Source organism: Pedobacter sp. L105, from assembly GCF_009765875.1.
Classification (GTDB): domain Bacteria; phylum Bacteroidota; class Bacteroidia; order Sphingobacteriales; family Sphingobacteriaceae; genus Pedobacter.
On sequence record NZ_LMUP01000004.1, the window covers coordinates 624145 to 644155 of the forward strand.

Genomic DNA, 20011 nt, shown 5'->3' on the forward strand with positions numbered 1-20011 from the left:
GCATGATTATTGAGCCTGCACAAGCATAATTACAGCTACATGAGCAGCGATAAAACACGTTTTCAATTCTTCCCTTTTCTAATTAACATTTTGGTTCCAATGATCTTCGCAGCTGCTGGTGGACTGATTACCGTACAATCTGTACATACCTGGTATCCAGGTATTCATAAACCTTCCTTTAATCCGCCTAACTGGTTATTTGGGCCGGTATGGTCAACTTTATTTGTAATGATCGGAATAGCGGCCTACCTGGTCTGGAAGAAAAAAGATCAGATCAATCATCTCCCGGGAACGATAGCGATTTATTTCATTCAGTTAATCCTTAACCTGGGCTGGTCGTTCTTATTCTTTTACAAACACCTCATCGGCGCTGCCCTGATAGAGATTTGTGCCCTTTTGGTGGTGATCCTGATTAACGGTACCGTGTTCTATAAAATTGATAAAACCGCAGGATTGCTCTTTGTTCCTTATTTCCTGTGGGTAAGTTTTGCTACTTTCCTGACTTATAATATTTTTATTTTAAATCAGGTCTAAAAGAAAATAGGTAATTTAGGAAAGTGATCCTGTCAAAGAAATTACTTGTCTTCATCCTCTGCTGCTGGGCTTTTCAGGCAAATGCCCAGAAAGTAGGTTTAGTGCTTAGCGGCGGAGGGGCAAAGGGATTATCCCATATCGGCACACTCAAAGCACTGGAAGAGAATCACATCCCTATAGACTACATTACCGGCACTTCCATGGGTGGAATTGTAGGTGCGCTGTATGCTGCGGGTTATTCTCCCGAACAAATAGAAAAAATAGCATTGACTACCGACTTTCAGGATTGGGTAAATGGGCGTTATAAAAGCGACTATAGTTTTTACTTTCAAAAAACAGATGTGAATGCCTCTATGCTTAGCGCCAAAATTGCGATTGATACGGCATGGAAAATGAGCATCAGGGGTAACCTGGTAAATGACATACCATTGAATTTCGCCCTGCTTGAACTCCTTTCACAAGCTTCAGCCATTGCAAAAGATAACTTCGACAATCTTTTTGTACCCTACCGCTGCATGGTTTCTGACGTTTTTTCACAAACCAGCATCACGGTAAAAAGCGGCAGCCTGGCAGAAGCTGTACGGGCAACCATGACTGTTCCGCTGGTTTACAGACCCATTAAATTAGACAACAAATACGTATTTGACGGAGGTTTGTATAATAATTTCCCGGCAGATGTGATGAAAAAGGAGTTTAAACCCGATTACCTGATCGGCGTAAATGTATCATCCAAAAATTTTAAAGAATACCCTAAAAACGGCGATGAACAGCTGGTCAATAAACTAATGATGTTTATGTTATTGTCCCGGTCGGATTCTACCCTGGTGGGAAAAGACGGGATATATATTCAGCCTAACCTGCAGGAATATAGCGCCAGCAATTTTTATCCTGTTGCAGACCTGATTAAACAGGGCTATGATGCAACAATGGCAGAAATGCCACAGATACTTAAAGCAGTACACCGAAGGGAAAGTGCAGAAGAACTTGCCCTCAGAAGGAACAAATTTAACAACAAAAAACCGCAGCTGATCTTCAACCAGGTGATTGTAACCGGGGTGAACAATGAGCAGAAACGTTATATCGAACGTCTGTTCAAAAGGGACAAACCTACATTCGACCTCGCAGATATCCGTCAGGGATATTATAAACTCGTGGCAGATGAAACCTTCGAAACCGTCTATCCAAAAATATCCTATAATCCTGCATCTGACAGTTATACCTTCGAAATTGTAGCCCAGCCCAAAAGAAGTTTTAAAGTAGACCTGGGCGGGGTTATTGCCAGCAGGCCAATCAGTACTGCTTACCTTGGGATTCAATACAATTACCTGGACCGCAAAGCCTATACGTTTGGCACTGATTTTTATTCCGGCCGTTTTTATGAGTCAGCGCAGCTGAATGGCCGCGTTGATTTCCCCTCTAAATTACCTTTTTTCCTGGCCGGAGAAATGACCTACAATCACTTTGATTACTACAATACCAGCAAGATCTTTATTGAAGATCCGCACCCCACCTATATTGAACAGTCGGACAGAAAAATTGAATTAAAAGGAGGCATCCCCCTGAACCGGAACACGAGGATCACCCTGGGTACTTCATTTATCAATAATGAAGACAATTATAGTCCTAACAACACCTTTAACACAGGTGATGTACTGGACAAAACGGTCTTCAACGGACTAAGATCTACCCTTGCTTTTGAGCAGAACACCTTAAATGCCAAACAGTATGCCAGCCGGGGAAGGAACTTCCTGTTTGCAGTCAATTATTTTACCGGTAAAGAGAACTATACACCGGGAAATATTTCAAGGGAAAGCCCTGGTTCTGTTCAGGCAGATAACATCGAGGTGATCCGGAAATTCCGGCACTGGGAGAGCATCAAAATAAGTGATGATAACTATTTCTTACATCAGGGAAATTACACGCTGGGCTACCTGATAGAAGGTGTGATTTCAAATGAGCCGCTATTTTCCAATTACTATTCTACCCTTCTTGCTTCTCCGGCATTTTATCCGCTGCAGGACAGCAGATCTATCTTCCTGGAAAAATTCAGGGCAAGCAGTTACCTGGCAGGGGGATTAAAGAACGTCTTTAAACTAAGAAGGAATATCGACCTGAGAATAGAAGGCTACCTGTTTATGCCTTACCAGGAAATTACCCAGATGGGGTTCCAGGATGTAAAGAACTCCCCGGTATTTAACCATTACCTCTATGCAGGTACAGCAGGACTGGTTTACCATACCCCTTTAGGCCCTATCAGCGTGAGTTATAATTTATATGACGACCACATAAAAAGAAACGGCATTTTGCTACATTTGGGATATCTGATTTATAATAAACGTTCTATAGAATAAATCAGACAAAAAAATAGAAGGATAAATGACAAAAAACCCGATGAAAACGATTTACTACTGTTTATTATTCTTACTGATCTCCAGTTCTGCTTTTGCACAGAACGCCAACATCAACAACTTCCTGGTTAAGGAAGGCCTGCTGAAGAACAGTAAACTGGCCATTATTGCGGCCGATTCATTGGGTGAACCCATGGAAAACATCAATGGTGTCTATACTTTTACCATAAGCGGCTTTACCCAGCACATTAAGTTTAATGATGGCGTGGGCAATCTACCGATGCAGCTGGATAAATCATCCTTTGTTTATGTGAAACATGAAAACGACAAGGGTACGCACAGTAAATTGCTATATGTATACAAAAAAGATGGCACCCTTAACCCATATACCATCAATAGCATGTGGCTGGTATTGTTCCCTTTAATCCTGATTTTCCTTGCTTTTGCCTTCAGAAGACTAATTATTATCATAGTAATCATTCTGCTGGTCTATGTTTATTTTAACCACAGCAATGGTCTAAACTTATCCACCTTTTTTGAAACTATATTTGATAACCTGAAAAAGGCATTTTAGAAAGGCAATCCAATTCCAAAGTTATACTGAAAAAAGTGATAACTGTCAGGGCTATTTTTCAGTTCATAATCACTTTTAAATTCTTTCCCTCCGCTAAACAGCTTGGTGATTACCCATTGCTGGGAAGGATCGAACTGAGGATCCCTGAGTTTAATACCCACATCAAAACGGAATATAAAATACTGGAGATCATACCTTAAACCAAATCCTGTTCCCACTCCAATCTGGTTACCAATATTCTTAAAATTGAAATAGGTTTCCGGCTGAGGGTTATGGGGAGAAATATTCCATACGTTACCTGCATCAAGGAAAGTAGCTCCATTGAGTTTAGAGCCAAAGAAGTTATCTATCAGTCTAAAGCGGTATTCAAGGTTAGCTTCAATATGCATTTCACCCAGCTGGTCAATACCGTATAAAGTTTCCCGGGCTGCTTGTGAAGTGACAGAATTACCACGATTATAGTTTCCTGGCCCTAATGTTCTTGCCTGCCAGGCCCTGATGCCAGTAGATCCTCCTGCATAAAATAGCTTTTCAAATGGAATAGCGGTTGAATTTCCATAGGCATAACCCACTCCTGTGTTAAGATGGGCTACGAATTGCCTGTTAAGCCCTAAATTATTATACCATCTCACATCAACCTCGGGCCTTACGTACTGATTAAAAGGCAAACCCAAAAATGTTCCGGGGTATTGATTTTCGCCAATCAGTTTAGAAGCTGCCTGAAGCATATTACCAGCGATATCAATATCTCCCCTGAAGTAAACAAAATCTTTAGTAGACAATAGTTTATCTGCGTTTACTGTATAGGCGTACTTCATGCCCAGGGTGATATCTTTTCTGGCCAGCAATTTAAGATTATAAGAGTTATCGGCAACAATACCTTTTCCATATGCTGTAGTGGTATCTAGCAAAAGACCGCCAAAACGATACTCCAAATTTAAAGGAGTAAAGGAGTGCACTTTAGATTTAGTTTCATACCACTGGTAAGTAATTGAGTTCAGGTACACCCTTCGGACAAAGATATTCTGCTGCAGGGAAAAAACATAACTGCTGGAGAATATCGTAGCAGGCATCCCATTCTTTCCCATCAGGGGGATATCAAAAGGTACCATCAAACGTGGCACAGAGAGCGTTCCGCTCACGGAAAAATCCCGCTGATAGATATCACTGAAGAAAGCACCGGAGCCTATCCTGGATTGCAGCCCTCCTTTTACCTGAAATTCGAAACGTTCTGATCCATGAAAAATATTATTGTCTACATAAGTATCACCAACGGTAAAACCTACCGTACCTGCATTAAAAGGAATCTCCCCCTCCACCCTGTTGCTCATACGTTTTTGTGGCGTAAGCTGAATAATAGGGTCCAGTACATTGGCCGTGTCCTTATTTTTCGAATACTCGAGCTTCACATTTTTGAAAACGTTCAGCTCATACAAACGGTCGTAGGTTAGGTTCTCTTTGATAACATCATAGGTTTCACCCTGTTTTAAAAAATCATAACGTACGATAGGAGCCCTTCGGTAACGTTTTGAAAGATCAGTATACCTGATCCCCCTTACCGTTCTGGGGTTCAATCTAATAGAATCAGGAAAACCATTACTGTTTGGAGCAATCAATATATTGGTCTGACCGATAGTATATTTCTGATGTTTTCCATTCTCCGGATTGTCTATTAAAAGCACCACATTCGTCTTGCTGTTGTGCAGGGCCGAATCTACGGTGAACCTTACATAAGGCCTGGAAAAATCATAATATCCGGCCCCTTTCATCATGGCATAAACCTGGTCTCTTTCATATGAAAGCGAATCATCATCATACTGCATTCCTACATGCAAATGGGTGAAATCTACTTTTTTGACATCATAAAGCTTACTCAATACTGTATCCGGAATCTTATAGTTGATCTTAGCGATAAAAAACGCAGGGCCCGGACTTGCTTTATAAACCACTTTAGCACGCTGTTTCTTAATGTTAATCTCCGTCTGCACCCTTGCCATAAAATACCCCTTGCTCATCAGGTATTTTTCTACCTGGGCGCGGGAAATTTCGACCAGCGTACTATCCATTAAAGGGGCAGGCTTACCTACAGACTTTGTTTTAAACAGGGTATAAAACATATCGTAAAGGCCAACCATAATCCCCAGCTTGGGAGCAGGGCGGATATCCTTTTGAATATAGGTGTAAGCCTCTTCATTGTATTTGGATGGAATGCTGTCTATTTTTATACTTTTTACGATCGCCTGATTTTTATCAATTAATTTTGTAGAAGAACAAGCGGTAACAAAAAGGATAATAAATAGTAATATTGCAGGAAACGGGAATTTATTTTTATCAATAGAATATGCTTTCAAAGTCTCAGATAGGTTTTATAAAATCATTACATCAAAAAAAGTACCGTAAAGAGCATGGGATATTTATAATTGAAGGAATAAAATCAATTTTAGAATTTGTCCCCTCACCATATCAGATCCAAAGTATATATTTTCTGGATCAATATCAATCTTTACTATCTAAATTACCAGCAAATATAAAGTTATTTGAAGTAACCAGTGCCGAATTGGAGAAGATAAGTACTTTACAAGCCCCGCAGGGTATTCTTGCCCTGGTGAGCATACCAGCTGATACGCTGTTTGATAAAAGCACCCTGAAAAACACATTTTCCCTTGTACTGGATGGCGTTCAGGATCCGGGGAACCTGGGTACAATGATCAGGACGGCCGATTGGTTTGGCTTTAAAAACGTGATCTGCTCCAACCATACTGTTGAAGTATATAATCCCAAAACCGTTCAGGCAACGATGGGTTCACTATGCCGGGTAAATGTAAGTTACCATGACCTCCCGCTTTTCCTCAAAGAAGCCGGCCTGCCTGTATTTGGAGCGATGTTAGACGGAAACAGCCTTTACGAAACGGAATGGGGAACCGAAGGCCTGGTTGTTTTGGGTAACGAAGGACAGGGAGTAAGCCCAGAAGTGGTGGCGCTGATTGACCGCCCTGTAACTATTCCGCGGGTGGGACTTGCTGAATCATTGAACGTTGCGGTATCCGCAGCTATATTTTGTGCAGACATTAGCAGAAATTTTAAGAAATAAATTGCATATCAACTATTAATTGCTATTTTTGCAGCCTGAATTTCAACAGGTCGAGTGGCCGAGTGGCTAGGCAGAGGTCTGCAAAACCTCGTACAGCGGTTCGAATCCGCTCTCGACCTCCAGATTTATATAAATTAAAAAAATAAAGGTTAAGACCATGGCAGTTACCAGATTAAAAAGAAAAGACAGAAAAAATCACGTTACTTCACGTTTAGAAATTAAAACGTTGAAACTAGCTACAAACATTGAATTGGGAAGCCGTTCTAAACAGTCTAAAAATGATCAGTTAGCTAAAAATAACTTGTTATTAGATCAATTGACTGCAGCTTTAAGAGCATAAGTTCTAAAAGTTAAACACATAAAAAAACCTTTCAGGAATATCCTGAAAGGTTTTTTTATGTCCTCTGGAGCTGAGCTTATTTTTCAACCAACGCTTTACAGATTCTTTTAACGAGCCCTGGTCCTTCATAAATAAAACCGGTATACAGTTGCACTAGTGAAGCACCCGCTTCCAGTTTATCTTTGGCATCCTGCGGAGAATGAATCCCTCCTACTCCGATAATAGGAAAAGCTTTATTTGATTTCTGTGATAAATAACGGATTACCTCTGTAGAACGAAGCGTTAAAGGTTTTCCACTTAACCCGCCTGTTTCTTTAACCAGATCAGAAGGTGAATACAAACCATCCCTGCTGATCGTGGTATTAGTTGCAATTACTCCGGCAATTCCTGTTTCTTTTACAATATCTACAATATCGTCCAATTGCTCATTGGTCAGATCCGGTGCAATTTTTAATAAGATTGGCCTTGAAATCCCATTTTTACTATTGCGCTCCTGCAATGTTTTAAGCAAGAGGGTAAGCGGTTCCTTTTCCTGCAAGGCACGTAAGCCTGGTGTATTGGGAGAACTCACATTAACCACAAAATAATCTACCACATCAAACAAGCGGTCGAAACACTTTACATAGTCATTTACAGCTTCTTCATTGGGTGTATTTTTGTTCTTCCCGATGTTTCCGCCAACTACAATGCTCTTGTCTTTTAATTTGAGTACCCTTAGCCGTTCAGCAAGCGTATCTACCCCTTTATTGTTAAAGCCCATCCTGTTGATCAGCGCGCTGTCTTCAGTAAGCCTGAACATCCTTGGCAGATCATTACCCGGTTGAGGCAATGGGGTAACCGTACCCACTTCAATAAATCCAAACCCAAGGTCGCTTAATGCTTCAATATACTCTCCGTTTTTGTCAAAACCAGCGGCAAGGCCTACAGGATTTCTAAATTTTATACCAAACACTTCACGTTCCAGCCCTTTGATATGGATATCAAAACTACTGCGTAAGATGGTCTTTCCCAATGGAAAATGTTCATGAAACCATTTCAGTCTTCTAACAACAAAATAGTGAACTTTCTCGGGATCAAACTGAAAAAACAGGGGTTTAATTAGACGATACATACCGCGAAGATAAATGATTATTTAAATTTAATTTGTGAAAATAACAGTGCAAGTGTTCTTTTGAAACGGAAAACACATGATCTTGTAATAGAAACGTAGAAATTTGGATCTTTAACCCTTTTCAATCAAACAAAATGCGCCTAAAAATTGTATTTTTGCACCCACATGATTTCGATAAACGACTTAACATTCCTAATTGGCTCCAGGGCTTTATACGACGAGGCGAACTGGCACATTAAACCAGGAGAAAGAATTGGCCTTATTGGTGCCAATGGAACGGGAAAATCTACCCTGTTAAAAATAATTGTAGGAGAATATGCACCTTCTTCGGGTAGTATTTCTATGTCTAAGGACTTGAAAATTGGCTACTTGAACCAGGATTTACTTTCTTACGAATCTCACCATACCATTCTGCATGTTGCCATGGAAGCTTTTGAGCGCCAGAACAAAATACATGATGAAATTGAAGAACTCTTAAAAAAGATTGAAACAGATTATTCTGAAGATGTACTCTACAAACTCAGCGATAAACAGCAGGAGTTTGAAGCGCTGGATGGATATAATATAGAATATAAAGCTAATGAGATCCTTGCTGGTCTTGGTTTCAGTACCGCAGATCAGCACCGTCCGCTAAATACCTTCTCCGGAGGATGGCGTATGCGTGTGATGCTCGCAAAAATATTATTGCAAACCCCGGATATCCTTTTACTGGATGAACCTACCAACCACATGGATTTACCTTCCATCAAATGGCTGGAGACTTATCTGGCAAGTTTTGAAGGTGCTATAGTTATCGTATCCCATGACAGGTATTTCCTGGATAAGATCGTTAACCGTACAGTAGAATCCCGCAAAGGAAAACTGACTGCCTATGCAGGAAATTACACCTTCTACCTGGAAGAAAAATCACTTCGCGGAGAGATCCAAAAAGGAGAGTTTAAAAACCAGCAGGCTAAAATTAAACAGGAAGAAAGACTGATTGAGCGTTTTAAAGCCAAAGCCAGTAAAGCAAAAATGGCGCAATCGCGCATGAAAGCCCTGGATAAATTAGAACGTGTTGATGATGTTGATGATGATAACCCTACGGTAAACTTTAGTTTCAAATTCACTAAACCTTCGGGCAGACACGTAATCCGCATCGAAAATGCGACTAAAAAATATCCTAACATAGACATTCTGGAAAATGCAGAAGCTGTGATAGAAAAGGGCGATAAGATCGCACTGATCGGTGCCAATGGTAAAGGTAAATCAACTTTACTGAGAATGGTTGCAGGTGTAGAAAAATTTGATGGAACCTGCGAAACAGGACATAATGTAACCACAACCTTCTTTGCACAGCATCAGCTCGAATCGCTGCATTTGGGCAATACTATCCTGGAAGAACTGCAGGCTTTTGCACCCAAACATACCGATACAGAATTACGCTCTATCCTGGGCTGTTTCCTGTTCACCGGAGATGATGTATTCAAAAAGATCAAAGTCCTTTCCGGAGGAGAAAAATCAAGGGTTGCACTGGCAAAATCACTCACCACAGACTCCAACTTCCTAATCCTGGATGAGCCAACGAATCACCTTGACATACAGTCGGTGAATATCCTGATACAAGCTTTAAAACAGTTTGAAGGAACTTTCATTGCAGTATCCCATGATAGGTACTTCCTGGATAACGTTGCCAATAAGATCTGGTTCATTGAAGAAGAGCAGATCAAAGTTTATCCTGGAACTTATGCAGAATACGAAATCTGGAACAGTAAAAGGATCATTCCCGTAGAAAAAAGTATTCCTGTAAAAGCAGAAAAAGAAGTAAAGCCTAAAGTTGAAGAAAAACCTGTTACGGTAAATAGCCAGCAGCAATTAAAAAAACTGAATGATCAATTACAGCGAATAGAACAGGAAACTGTTTTACTGGATAAAGACGTTAAGGCAATAGAAACCGAAATGGCAGATGAAAAGGTTTACGGCGATAAAGCTAAATTAGCCGATGCCAACAAAAGGTATGTAACAGCCAAGCAGCTGCTGGATACCGCTCAGAACAAATGGGAAGAGCTGGCAGCAGAAATTATGGACATGGAAAGTAAATAAATGATAAAATCCGGCGTATTGCTCTTTTTGTGTTTATTGAGCCTGAAAATGGCAAAAGCACAGCAGCAGTTTGTTTATGATAACAAAACCTATCGTGACAACATTAAAACTGTGCAATGTTACAATACACAAAAAGAGCAATCAATACCGGTGATAGGCCTAGGGGCCGGCGACCAGCTCAGTTTTTCTTTCGATGACTTACAAGGCGGAAGTAAAGATTACTGGTATACCATTGAACATTGCACCTACGACTGGAAATCTTCCGAACTCTCTACGCTGGATTATCTTGATGGAACCAATGAAGACAGGCTGATTGATTATTCCTATTCTTCCAAGACCCTGCAAAAGTTCACGCATTACAAGCTTACTCTTCCTAACGACCAGATTAAACCAAAAATATCGGGCAATTACCTGTTAAAGATATATGAACGGGGAGATCAGAAAAAACCGGTATGTTCACAGCGTTTTTATGTGACCGATAAACTGGTGAATATCAGTACAGAATTAGTTCCAAGTAACGAAAACAGCCTAAGGTTCAGCAACCAGAAGATCAATGTAACGGTTGCCCATACCATGCCTATCCAAAATCCTTATACAGATATAAAACTGCTGGTGATGCAGAATGGCGACCCTTCTACAGCTATGCTGAGTAGCAAACCAACCTATGTACAGCCAAATTCGCTCATTTATAATGAGATCAATGGCAACGATTTTAAGGGGGGAAATGAATATCGGAAATTTGACTTCCGTAACCTGCGTTATAAAGCCATCCACGTTCAGGATATATTTACAGATAGCACCAATCATATTACCTTATTTGAAGATAAGAATGGCAATAGCTCCAAATATGCCTTACAGCTGGATGATAATGGAGCTTTCTTTGTCAGAAATGAAGACAACCTGAACAATGATACCGATACCGATTACGGGCATGTACAGTTTACACTGAACGCCGCTGCACCAAGTGCAAATGGTGATGTTTATGTCGTTGGCCGGTTTAACAACTATACGCTTAGCGAAGAAAACAAACTCAGTTTTGAAACTTCAAAAAAGAAATTCTACGCCAGTTTATATCTAAAACAAGGTGTTTACGATTTCCGCTACGTATGGAAAGACAATACCACTGGTAAAATTGACAATACAGTATTTGAAGGTTCATTTTTTGAAACAACAAACGACTACCAGACTTTCGTTTATTACCGAAAGCCTGGCGGACGCTGGGATGAACTGATTGGTTATAACATTGTTAGTACAACTAAGAAGTAAATTAAGCTGTTTTTACTATCCACACAGACACACTTCCTGCTGCACAAAAGAATTCTGCCCACCCTTCTTCATTAATGGTAACCTCTTCCTGCCTGTTACCCATCGAATCAATGAATACCTTTCCGGCATGGCCTTTACCTATTTCCATATTTTTAGATCCTTCTTCGCTATTGCTCAATACCACAGCAAGGCCCGAGTTTTCCATATCATCCTCTCCTTCCCTGGTCCATCCAATACAATTTGGATGGTCAAAATAATCACGCTGAAAACCATAGGAAGCAGTTTTCCTTACCTTAATCATTCCTGGCAAGCCATCCATACCAATCAGCTCTACGTCTGCATCATTACCTTCTTTATCTTTATCAACATACTTAGCCCCGTACAGATCGGCATAAAAAATACAGGGAACTCCTTGCTCCCTTAAGAGGATCAGCGAGTAGGCCAGCGGGCGGAACCAGAAATCTACATAACCTTCCAGCGACTGCAAAGGCTGCGAATCATGGTTATCTACAAAAGTTACTGTAAGCTCAGGATTAGTCTGTACCAGCGTATTTTCAAAGATCTGGGTCATATCATACTCATGTCCCTGAGCTGCTGCAAGGAAAAAATTATGATGCAGCGTAGAATCGAATAACTGCATTCTTCCCTGTGTCTGATCGATATAAGTTTTTAGTTTTTCCACATCATCCAATATCCAGTTCTCTGCAACAATAAAGAAATCGCGGTCAAACTTATTTCTCATGTGATCGAGCCATTCGTTAAGGTATCTTACCGGAATATGTTTTACAGCATCCAGCCGAAAACCACCCATTTTGATAGTTTCGTAATACCATTCGCCCCACCTTTTTAATTCATCACGAACAGCAGGATTCCTGAATTCGATATCATTGTACATCAGGTAATCGTAATTTCCGTTTTCATCAGAAGGAACATCTTCCCAGCCATCCCCATATTCATTTTGAATAGAGAATATAGCAGATTCCTGTAAGTCTTCTGCCCAGTCGATACCCGTGAAACAGCTTTTATCCCAGATAAATTCGGAGTATTGACCTTTCCTGCCAGGGAAAGTAAACTTTGTCCAGGCTTCAATCTCAAAAACATCCGAGGTATATTCGTTTCTGTTATCAGGATTCACCCTTCTAACAGGTACTTTTTCCAGTTCATCTGCTCCGGCTTTATGGTTGAAAACGATATCGGCCACTACCATGATATCCTGATCATGCAAGGCATTTACAGCCTGCAAATATTCTTCTTTAGTCCCGTATTTAGTAGGAATGCTATTCTTTTGATCAAATTCACCCAGATCAAAAAGGTCGTAACAGTCGTAACCAACCGAATTAGCACCTTCTGTTGATTTGTAGGCTGGCGGTAGCCAAACCCTGTTGATTCCTAAATCACCCAGCCTTGCAGCCTCTGAAGAGACTTTTTGCCATAATTTTTGTTCGTCTTGATAATACCAGTGGAAATACTGGATGAGCGTTTGATTAACCATATAATTCGTGTAATACCTTTTATTTTGAGGGAGGTAATAGCATAACCATGATTGTTAGTTTTTGTTTACTTTTGCAGGGAATATGAGTACAATAGTTAAAAATCCTAAACATTCATTCACGATTATGAATGAATTGGTATTACCCAACGACACCAATACGCTGAATAATTTAATGGGGGGCAGATTGCTGCACTGGATGGATATTGCCGCAGCAATTTCCGGACAAAAACACTGCAACAGAATTGTGGTAACTGCATCTGTTGACAATGTTTCTTTTCAACATCCCATTAAACTGGGTGATGTGATCACGATTGAAGCTAAAGTAACACGCGCTTTTCATACCTCAGTGGAAGTTCGCCTGGATGTATGGGCCGAAAATATTCCTTCAGGAAGCCGTCAGAAGTCCAATGAAGCCTACTATACTTTTGTGGCTTTAGACTCGAATGGCAAAACCATCCCTGTTCCTGAACTGGTTCCCGAAACAGAAGATGAAATTGAATTGTATGCCGGTGCATTAAGAAGAAGACAGCTTCGATTGATTTTAGCTGGTAAAATGAAAGCCCATGAAGCTATTGAGCTAAAGGACTTTTTCTTTAAGGCTTAAGGCAGCTTATTAGCTGCCCATTTCCAGAATTTTATCAAACTCAGTCGCTTTTAATTGCATCACAGATAGCCTGCCCTGTTTCACCAGTGAAATATCTTTCAGGCTATCTTCTGCTTTGATCTGCTCCAGGCTGACCGGGTTTTTAAGACTTTCTACAGGTGAAAGGTCTACCACTACCCAATTGGCATCATCTGTAGTAGGGTCCTGGTAGAACTCCCTTACTACCTTTGCAATGCCCACTACATTCTTACCTTCGTTACTGTGGTAAAAAAGAACCAGGTCGCCTTCTTTCATTAGTTTAATATTATTGCGGGCCTGGTAATTGCGCACGCCATCCCAAAAGGTACGCCCATCTTTATTAAATTGTTCCCAGCTATATTTAAAAGGTTCTGACTTGACTAAGAAATAGTTCATTGTATATTATTTATTAATGGATCATTTTAAAAAGCAGCTCTTTCAGCAACTCTCCGTCGGTTACATTTCCCGTACTGTCTACGCCTTTACTTTTCAGGTCATATTCTCTCAGCAGGCTGATGATATCAAATGTTTTAGGCAAGCTATAATTACGTGCTGCCATTTCATAATCTTTCACAAAGTAAGGGTTTACCCCCAATTCTTTGGCTGCATCATGTTTGTTCTGCAGGTAATGGTATTTAAGGATCTTTGAAAAATAGGCGTTTAAATTGGCCATCACCATTACCATAGGGTTGGCCTTTGGATTATCCGCAAAGTAATTAATGATCTGATTAGACTTCAGCACGTTCCTTGCAGCCAATGCTTTCTGTAATTCAAATACATTGTATTCTTTACTGATCCCAATGTTTCTTTGTACCAGATCGGTATCAATCGTGGTTTCCTTACTGATATTCAGCAGGAGTTTTTCTATTTCATTAGAGATCTTGGACAGGTCGGCACCCAGATATTCTGCCATCAATGCCGAAGCCTGCGGGGCAATCTTAGCCCCTTTTTCTCTAACCAGGTCTTCTATCCACTGTGCCAGTTTATAATCCCTTACCGGATCTGACTGAAAGATAAGACCACTCTTGGTAATCGATTTGAATATTTTTTTACGCTTATCAAAATTGGCATATTTATAACCCAGCACCAGTATCGTACTTGGCAGCGGATTTTCAAAATAGCTCTGGATAAATGCCGCCTCTTTACTGCTGCCCTCAGTTTCCTTAGACCATTTCAGGTCTTGCGCTTCCTTAACTACGATCAGCTGATATTCAGACATCATCGGGTAACGCTTTGCAGCGTTTAAAAGGGTAGCCATATCGGTATCCTTACCATACAATACCGTCTGGTTAAAACCTTTTTCTGCATCCCGCAGTACATGCTGTTCCATGTAATGGATGATCTGATCAATATAATAAGGTTCTTCACCATGCAGCAGGTAAACAGGCTTAAACTTTTTAGCTTTGAGGTCTTTTATAATATCGGAAGCAGTCATATAATTATCCAAATGTAACCGCTAAAAACTAATTATTAAAGGTTATTTTTGCACAAATGGCTTTTACCCCCACAGCATTAAACCTACCGCCCTACCCTTTCAAAATTACACTGAAAGAAGAACAGCATTTTATCTTTGATGAGCTGAGAAAAAAACATCTGGTGCTAACACCGGAAGAATGGGTAAGGCAGCATTTCATCCAGTACCTCATTCTGGAGAAAAAATTCCCACGATCGCTGATACAGATTGAAGGGGGATTAAACCTGAACCAGCGCCAGAAAAGAACAGACATCGTAATTTTTAATCATCTGGGAGAAAGAATTATGGTGATTGAGTGTAAAGCTCCTGCCATTAAGATCTCTCAGGGTGTATTTGACCAGGCGGCAAGATATAACTCTGTGCATAAAGCCAAATGGCTGGTGGTGACCAATGGTTTAAAACACTGTTATGCACAGATAGATCATGTTGCTGCCGGCTTTTTATTTGTTGAAGAGTTGCCAGACTACTCCAATCTGTAAATCTTTTATACTTATCCGCTATATATGATTAATATAACGATTGTGCAGAACATTACCTTATTTGCCAATCAGGGGGATTAAACATACACAGCATCAGCCCCTTGTCTTCTATTTGCAGATAAATCGTTTGTTATAGAAGGCATAGCATAATTAGCAATATGATAAATTTAAATTCCCAGGCAACCTCGCGCAAATAGTTTCCGTACTATTGTTTAGAATCAAACTTAATAGCAATACGTATATATCGTGATTAACATTCTCCTTGCAGATAACCAAACTTTAACCCGTGAAGGCTTAACAGCTATTTTATCTTCTCAAAAAGATATTTGTTTCGTCGGGCACGCTTCAAATTCAGCTCATTTAATAGAGTTAATGACGGCATACAAACCAGAAATAGTGGTTATTGATCCCTATCATGATAATGCTTTTAGTATCAATGACATAAAAAATATTTATAGTCGGTTTGATTTTGCAGACATCCTGATTTTATCGAACAAGCGGCAGAAGTCTGAGATCCTCGAAATTATTGAGCTGGGCGTAAAAAATTATGTGCTTAAAGATTGTAGCCCTGCAGAAATTATTGATGCAGTTTACGCTACCGCCAAAGGAGAACAGTTTTATTGTAAAAACACCTTACAAACGATCTTTGGAAACGATATCGCACCCAATAAAACCAACGGGATACCCTTGTTATCTATTCGAGAAACCGAGATTGTTCACCTTATTGCAGATGGAATGGCAAACAAAGAAATTGCAGAAAAGCTGTTCCTGAGCGTCCATACCGTAAAAACACACCGAAAGAATATCATCAAAAAATTAGGCTTTACTTTTAAGAATGCTACTGAATTGATCCTGCTGATCAGTTACTTAAGCGATGTTCTTATTTAGACTGATTATAATATACCTCCTGGGGGGGTATTGCCGCTTGTTGTTTGCGAAACTAATTTTGCGTCATACAAAAACAATTATAAAGGCGAAATGATGAAAAAAACTTTTACTGCAATTGGTATGGCAGCAGTGTTAATGATTACGGCAAGCTGCAAAAAATCAGATAATTCGGATACCATCCCAACCTACACTATCCCGACAACTTATAACTTTTCAAACGTAAATTATTCAGCTGACACCACCCGCTTAGGAATGGTTACTGAAATGGCTAACCTGATGAAAAAAGCTACAACAGGAACTTTAGATGGCCAGCGACTAAAAAACATGTTTACCAATACCGGATCTCCATTTATCAATGCAAATTATAACGCTTCCGGATTAAACATCAAAGATCAGTGTTTTTCATTATTACAAACTGATATGAACAACTTCATTGATAGTTTGACGCTAGCCAGCCAGTCGGGCCAGCCGGCAAGCAGAGGTGTGGCAGGTGTTGGCGCAAGTTCAGCCGCACCAACTTCAAAATATGCATTAACAGCAACAGGCAAGAATTACGCACAAATATTCAACAAAGGTGTTATGGGCGGATTGATCTGCTATCAGATTGTAAATAACTACATGCAGGCAGGCATCAGCGCTTCAGTTGATAATTCAGCAGTTATTCCTGGCAGCGGAACTGCTATGCAGCATAACTGGGATTTAGCTTTCGGTTATTGGAATGTGCCAATTGATTTCCCTACCAATAAAACCGGTGCAAAATACTGGGGCAGTTACAGTACCCAGATTGACTCTGGATACCATGCTAATGCAATCCTGATGGGTGCTTTCTTAAAAGGAAGAGCAGCCATCAATAACAAGGATACTAAAACCATATCAGCACAGGCTACCATCATTATGCAAACATTTGAGAAAATGACCGGTGCTGCAGCTTTACAGGAAGTTAAAGAAGTAAAAGAATCAATCAACGACAACATAGCCAGGAACAGCAGGCTTTCAGAATGTTACGGTTTTGTTTATTCTCTGAAATATAATCCCGCAAGAAAAATTACCGATGCACAAATTGATAACATACTGGCTTTATTCCCTGCAAACTTCTACGACCTGACTTTAGTTCAGCTCAACGCGATCAGGGATGCAGTTTCCACACAATATGGTTTTGACAGCGTAAAAGACATTCTTTAATTAACCGGCTCTCATCAACCAATGAAATAAAACCAACCGTAAACAGTTTACGGTTGGTTTAACTATTTAATTATTCATATGATGCGCAAATCAATTTATGCAGCTTTAATAGCTGCTTCGACATTTTTAATTTTCCAGGGCTGTAAAAAATCAAGTGATACCAATACTGCTGCTACAGGCTCCACCTCCTTCGACCGCCAGGGAATGCTGAGCAACCTCAGTACCAATATTATTTTGCCAGCCTATACCTCGTTTTCAGCCGACGCAGCCAGTTTAGATGCTGCGGTTGCTGCATTTAATACCACACCCAACGCCACTACGCTGGCAGCCGTGCAGCTAGCCTTTAAAACAACTTATCAGCAATGGCAATCTACTTCCGTTTTTGAAGTCGGCCCCGCAGATAATACCCAGTTAAGGGAAAATGTAAATACTTATCCAACAGATGTAACACAGATCAATGCCAATGTAACTTCAGGCGCATATAATCCTGCCCTGCTGGCTAACCTTTCCGCAAAAGGCCTTCCGGCATTGGATTATCTGTTGTTTGGGATTGGTGCAGATAATAATGCCATCCTGCTCCAATACACCACAGATAGTAAAGCAGCCAACAGGAAAACTTACCTGGCGGCATTGTCTTCGGAACTTAAAGCAGAAGCTGCCGCAGTTTTAACCAGCTGGGGCACATACAAAACTACTTTTATAAATTCCACCGGAACGGATGCAGGAAGTTCTACTTCATTATTGGTTAACCAATTGGTTTTCGATTATGAAATCTTAAAAAACCAGGAGATCGGTATCCCGGCAGGCGTACAATCGATGAATACTGTCTTGCCAACAAAAGTTCAGGCTTATTATTCCAAAATGTCTGTGCAACTGGTATTACTGCACTTGCAAGCTATAGAGAACATCTACTTAGGGAAAAGTGCCACTGGCGACGGTTTAGGCCTTGATGATTACCTGATCAAGGCAAATGCTAAATATTCTGACGGCACCTCCCTTAACGATGTGATTAAAGCGCAGTTTGCTACAGCAACTGCTAAACTACAGGCTTTAACAGATCCATTATCAGACAATATTTCTGCGAACCCTGCTGCTGCTTTAGCCGCTTACACGGAACTCCAAAAGTTAACTGTTTTGTTAAAAACAGACATGACTTCATCTTTAGGCATCCTGATCAATTTCGGAGACAATGACGGAGACTAAAAAACATATTGCCCCGCTTGCCGTTCTCAGGATAGCATTCGGGGCAGTTATGCTCGTTAGCACCATCCGCTTCTTATGGAGGGGATGGGTTGATGCTTTTTATATCAAACCCCAGTTTCATTTTACTTTTTACGGCTTCGACTGGGTAAAACCTTTAAGCGCAGCAGGCATGTATACCTTGTTTGCCCTTTTGGTGATCAGTGCTGTCTTCGTCACTATTGGATTATTTTATAGAATAGCCATCATTACTTTTTTTCTCTGTTTCACCTATGTGGAATTGATTGATAAGACCACTTATCTCAACCATTATTATTTCATTAGTGTAATGGCTTTTTTAATGATACTTGTTCCTGCACACCGTTATTTTTCTATCGATGTGCTCAGAAAGCCCGGTATTTTTATTACCCAAGTGCCCGGCTGGACCATTGATATATTTAAACTCCAGTTGGTACTGGTTTATTTCTTCGCGGGACTTTCAAAATTGAATTACGACTGGCTGGTTGCAGCTATGCCACTCCGCATCTGGCTGCCCGCCCTTAACCATTTACCCCTTATCGGCACTTTGCTGACTAAATTATGGGTTGCATACGCTTTCAGCTGGTTTGGTGCCCTATTTGATTTATTCATTGGTTTCTTATTGCTGAATGCAAAAACCAGAAAACCAGCCTATCTGCTGGTGATCATTTTCCACCTGTCTACAGGATGGTTGTTTAAAATTGGAATGTTCCCCTATATCATGATCCTGATGACAATTATCTTCTTTTCAGAAAAGACCCATCTCAGGATCATTGGCTATTTAAAAAATATACTGCCCGGCAATAAAATTGTTTCCCCTGTCACCAGTCATCCTTATACTATTTCCATCCCCCGAAGGAAATTAATCTATGCCCTGCTGATCATTCATTTCACTATTCAGCTGGCACTCCCCTTTCGCTATTTATGGTATCCGGATAAATTATACTGGACAGAAGAAGGGTATCGCTTTTCATGGCGTGTAATGCTCATGGAGAAAGGCGGAACCATATTTTTCTATGTTAAAGATCCAAAAACGGGCAGCAGATCGGAAGTGATCAATTCACAATACCTGACCAGCTTGCAGGAGATCATGATGTCTACACAGCCGGATATGATCCTGCAATACGCCCATTTCCTCGCTAAAGAATATAAAAAAAAAGGGATTAAAGATCCAGTCGTTACTGCTGACAGTTATGTGACTTTAAATGGAAGCGGCAGTAAAATGTACATAGACAATACCGTAAACCTGGCTAAAGAACAGGAAAATTTTGACCATAAGAAATGGATACTTCCATTTAATAAAAAATAAG

At 40.3% G+C, this 20011-nt stretch carries 18 protein-coding genes and 1 tRNA gene; 14 read left to right on the forward strand and 5 right to left on the reverse strand.

Going from position 1 to position 20011, the window contains the following annotated elements:
• The first annotated feature begins 39 nt into the window (after positions 1-39).
• Genes GSQ84_RS07860 through GSQ84_RS07870 form a run of 3 tightly spaced genes read left to right on the forward strand, consistent with a single transcriptional unit; the run spans position 40 to position 3456 of the window.
• On the forward strand, positions 40-534 hold the full coding sequence (locus GSQ84_RS07860) for a TspO/MBR family protein (RefSeq protein WP_158796696.1): 495 nt from the start codon (positions 40-42) through the stop codon (positions 532-534).
• 23 nt (positions 535-557) lie between these two features.
• The gene (locus GSQ84_RS07865; RefSeq protein ID WP_254070805.1) at positions 558-2885 is read left to right on the forward strand and encodes a patatin-like phospholipase family protein; all 2328 of its coding nucleotides are present in this window, start codon (positions 558-560) and stop codon (positions 2883-2885) included.
• Positions 2886-2925: 40 nt separating this feature from the next.
• A complete protein-coding gene (locus tag GSQ84_RS07870) occupies positions 2926-3456 on the forward strand; it encodes a hypothetical protein (protein WP_158796697.1) in 531 nt (176 codons plus the stop codon).
• On the opposite strand, the gene GSQ84_RS07875 is transcribed toward GSQ84_RS07870, so the two are convergent.
• Positions 3453-5807, reverse strand: a complete 2355-nt coding sequence (locus tag GSQ84_RS07875; protein ID WP_158796698.1) for a BamA/TamA family outer membrane protein — start codon at positions 5805-5807, stop codon at positions 3453-3455. The genes GSQ84_RS07870 and GSQ84_RS07875 overlap by 4 nt on opposite strands.
• Between GSQ84_RS07875 and GSQ84_RS07880 the strand changes: the two genes are divergently transcribed.
• The 3 genes from GSQ84_RS07880 to GSQ84_RS07890 all read left to right on the forward strand — a co-directional run bounded on the left by GSQ84_RS07880 (position 5798) and on the right by GSQ84_RS07890 (position 6887).
• Positions 5798-6547, forward strand: coding sequence for an RNA methyltransferase (locus tag GSQ84_RS07880; protein WP_158796699.1), 750 nt, complete (start codon positions 5798-5800; stop codon positions 6545-6547). The two genes, GSQ84_RS07875 and GSQ84_RS07880, sit on opposite strands and share 10 nt — an antisense overlap.
• Positions 6548-6595: 48 nt before the next feature.
• Positions 6596-6669 (forward strand) — tRNA-Cys (locus GSQ84_RS07885).
• 35 nt (positions 6670-6704) lie between these two features.
• On the forward strand, positions 6705-6887 hold the full coding sequence (locus tag GSQ84_RS07890; protein WP_158796700.1) for a spore protein: 183 nt from the start codon (positions 6705-6707) through the stop codon (positions 6885-6887).
• Positions 6888-6963: 76 nt separating this feature from the next.
• On the opposite strand, the gene GSQ84_RS07895 is transcribed toward GSQ84_RS07890, so the two are convergent.
• Complete coding sequence (locus GSQ84_RS07895; RefSeq protein ID WP_158796701.1) at positions 6964-7998, reverse strand: quinone-dependent dihydroorotate dehydrogenase; 1035 nt, start codon at positions 7996-7998, stop codon at positions 6964-6966.
• 165 nt (positions 7999-8163) lie between these two features.
• On the opposite strand from GSQ84_RS07895, the gene GSQ84_RS07900 reads away from it, so the two are divergent.
• Together GSQ84_RS07900 and GSQ84_RS07905 are read left to right on the forward strand one after the other, a co-directional pair.
• The gene (locus tag GSQ84_RS07900) at positions 8164-10080 is read left to right on the forward strand and encodes an ABC-F family ATP-binding cassette domain-containing protein (RefSeq protein ID WP_158796702.1); all 1917 of its coding nucleotides are present in this window, start codon (positions 8164-8166) and stop codon (positions 10078-10080) included.
• Between the two features lie 48 nt (positions 10081-10128).
• The gene (locus tag GSQ84_RS07905; protein ID WP_254070806.1) at positions 10129-11346 is read left to right on the forward strand and encodes a DUF5103 domain-containing protein; all 1218 of its coding nucleotides are present in this window, start codon (positions 10129-10131) and stop codon (positions 11344-11346) included.
• Between the two features lies 1 nt (position 11347).
• Here the strand turns inward: GSQ84_RS07905 and GSQ84_RS07910 are convergent, their stop codons facing one another.
• The gene (locus tag GSQ84_RS07910; protein ID WP_158796704.1) at positions 11348-12838 is read right to left on the reverse strand and encodes an alpha-amylase; all 1491 of its coding nucleotides are present in this window, start codon (positions 12836-12838) and stop codon (positions 11348-11350) included.
• A gap of 82 nt (positions 12839-12920) precedes the next feature.
• Here GSQ84_RS07910 and GSQ84_RS07915 point away from each other — a divergent pair, with 82 nt between their 5' ends.
• The gene (locus tag GSQ84_RS07915; RefSeq protein WP_158796705.1) at positions 12921-13442 is read left to right on the forward strand and encodes an acyl-CoA thioesterase; all 522 of its coding nucleotides are present in this window, start codon (positions 12921-12923) and stop codon (positions 13440-13442) included.
• Between the two features lie 9 nt (positions 13443-13451).
• Here the strand turns inward: GSQ84_RS07915 and GSQ84_RS07920 are convergent, their stop codons facing one another.
• Positions 13452-13856: an EVE domain-containing protein gene (locus GSQ84_RS07920; protein WP_158796706.1), complete on the reverse strand. Its 405-nt coding sequence runs from the start codon at positions 13854-13856 to the stop codon at positions 13452-13454.
• A gap of 13 nt (positions 13857-13869) precedes the next feature.
• The gene (gene holA, locus GSQ84_RS07925; protein ID WP_158796707.1) at positions 13870-14895 is read right to left on the reverse strand and encodes a DNA polymerase III subunit delta; all 1026 of its coding nucleotides are present in this window, start codon (positions 14893-14895) and stop codon (positions 13870-13872) included.
• A gap of 56 nt (positions 14896-14951) precedes the next feature.
• Between holA and GSQ84_RS07930 the strand changes: the two genes are divergently transcribed.
• The 5 genes from GSQ84_RS07930 to GSQ84_RS07950 all read left to right on the forward strand — a co-directional run bounded on the left by GSQ84_RS07930 (position 14952) and on the right by GSQ84_RS07950 (position 20010).
• The gene (locus GSQ84_RS07930) at positions 14952-15413 is read left to right on the forward strand and encodes a type I restriction enzyme HsdR N-terminal domain-containing protein (RefSeq protein ID WP_158796708.1); all 462 of its coding nucleotides are present in this window, start codon (positions 14952-14954) and stop codon (positions 15411-15413) included.
• 246 nt (positions 15414-15659) lie between these two features.
• Positions 15660-16301 (forward strand): response regulator transcription factor, encoded by a 642-nt coding sequence (locus tag GSQ84_RS07935; protein ID WP_158796709.1) that lies wholly within the window; start codon positions 15660-15662, stop codon positions 16299-16301.
• A 90-nt stretch (positions 16302-16391) separates the two neighbouring features.
• Positions 16392-17483, forward strand: coding sequence for a DUF4856 domain-containing protein (locus tag GSQ84_RS07940; protein ID WP_158796710.1), 1092 nt, complete (start codon positions 16392-16394; stop codon positions 17481-17483).
• Positions 17484-17561: 78 nt separating this feature from the next.
• Positions 17562-18686, forward strand: a complete 1125-nt coding sequence (locus GSQ84_RS07945; protein ID WP_158796711.1) for an imelysin family protein — start codon at positions 17562-17564, stop codon at positions 18684-18686.
• Positions 18673-20010 (forward strand): HTTM domain-containing protein, encoded by a 1338-nt coding sequence (locus GSQ84_RS07950; protein ID WP_158796712.1) that lies wholly within the window; start codon positions 18673-18675, stop codon positions 20008-20010. Before GSQ84_RS07945 ends, GSQ84_RS07950 begins: the two co-directional genes overlap by 14 nt.
• Position 20011 lies beyond the last annotated feature (1 nt).

Coding starts and splice junctions, on each gene's coding strand:
- GSQ84_RS07900 (WP_158796702.1), top strand. CDS start 8,164: ATGATTTCGATAAACGACTTAACATTCCTAATTGGCTCCAGGGCTTTA.
- GSQ84_RS07890 (WP_158796700.1), top strand. CDS start 6,705: ATGGCAGTTACCAGATTAAAAAGAAAAGACAGAAAAAATCACGTTACT.
- GSQ84_RS07950 (WP_158796712.1), top strand. CDS start 18,673: ATGACGGAGACTAAAAAACATATTGCCCCGCTTGCCGTTCTCAGGATA.
- GSQ84_RS07870 (WP_158796697.1), top strand. CDS start 2,926: ATGAAAACGATTTACTACTGTTTATTATTCTTACTGATCTCCAGTTCT.
- GSQ84_RS07945 (WP_158796711.1), top strand. CDS start 17,562: ATGATGCGCAAATCAATTTATGCAGCTTTAATAGCTGCTTCGACATTT.
- GSQ84_RS07905 (WP_254070806.1), top strand. CDS start 10,129: ATGGCAAAAGCACAGCAGCAGTTTGTTTATGATAACAAAACCTATCGT.
- GSQ84_RS07880 (WP_158796699.1), top strand. CDS start 5,798: ATGCTTTCAAAGTCTCAGATAGGTTTTATAAAATCATTACATCAAAAA.
- GSQ84_RS07895 (WP_158796701.1), bottom strand. CDS start 7,998: ATGTATCGTCTAATTAAACCCCTGTTTTTTCAGTTTGATCCCGAGAAA.
- GSQ84_RS07930 (WP_158796708.1), top strand. CDS start 14,952: ATGGCTTTTACCCCCACAGCATTAAACCTACCGCCCTACCCTTTCAAA.
- GSQ84_RS07910 (WP_158796704.1), bottom strand. CDS start 12,838: ATGGTTAATCAAACGCTCATCCAGTATTTCCACTGGTATTATCAAGAC.
- GSQ84_RS07915 (WP_158796705.1), top strand. CDS start 12,921: ATGAGTACAATAGTTAAAAATCCTAAACATTCATTCACGATTATGAAT.
- GSQ84_RS07860 (WP_158796696.1), top strand. CDS start 40: ATGAGCAGCGATAAAACACGTTTTCAATTCTTCCCTTTTCTAATTAAC.
- holA (WP_158796707.1), bottom strand. CDS start 14,895: ATGACTGCTTCCGATATTATAAAAGACCTCAAAGCTAAAAAGTTTAAG.
- GSQ84_RS07940 (WP_158796710.1), top strand. CDS start 16,392: ATGATGAAAAAAACTTTTACTGCAATTGGTATGGCAGCAGTGTTAATG.
- GSQ84_RS07920 (WP_158796706.1), bottom strand. CDS start 13,856: ATGAACTATTTCTTAGTCAAGTCAGAACCTTTTAAATATAGCTGGGAA.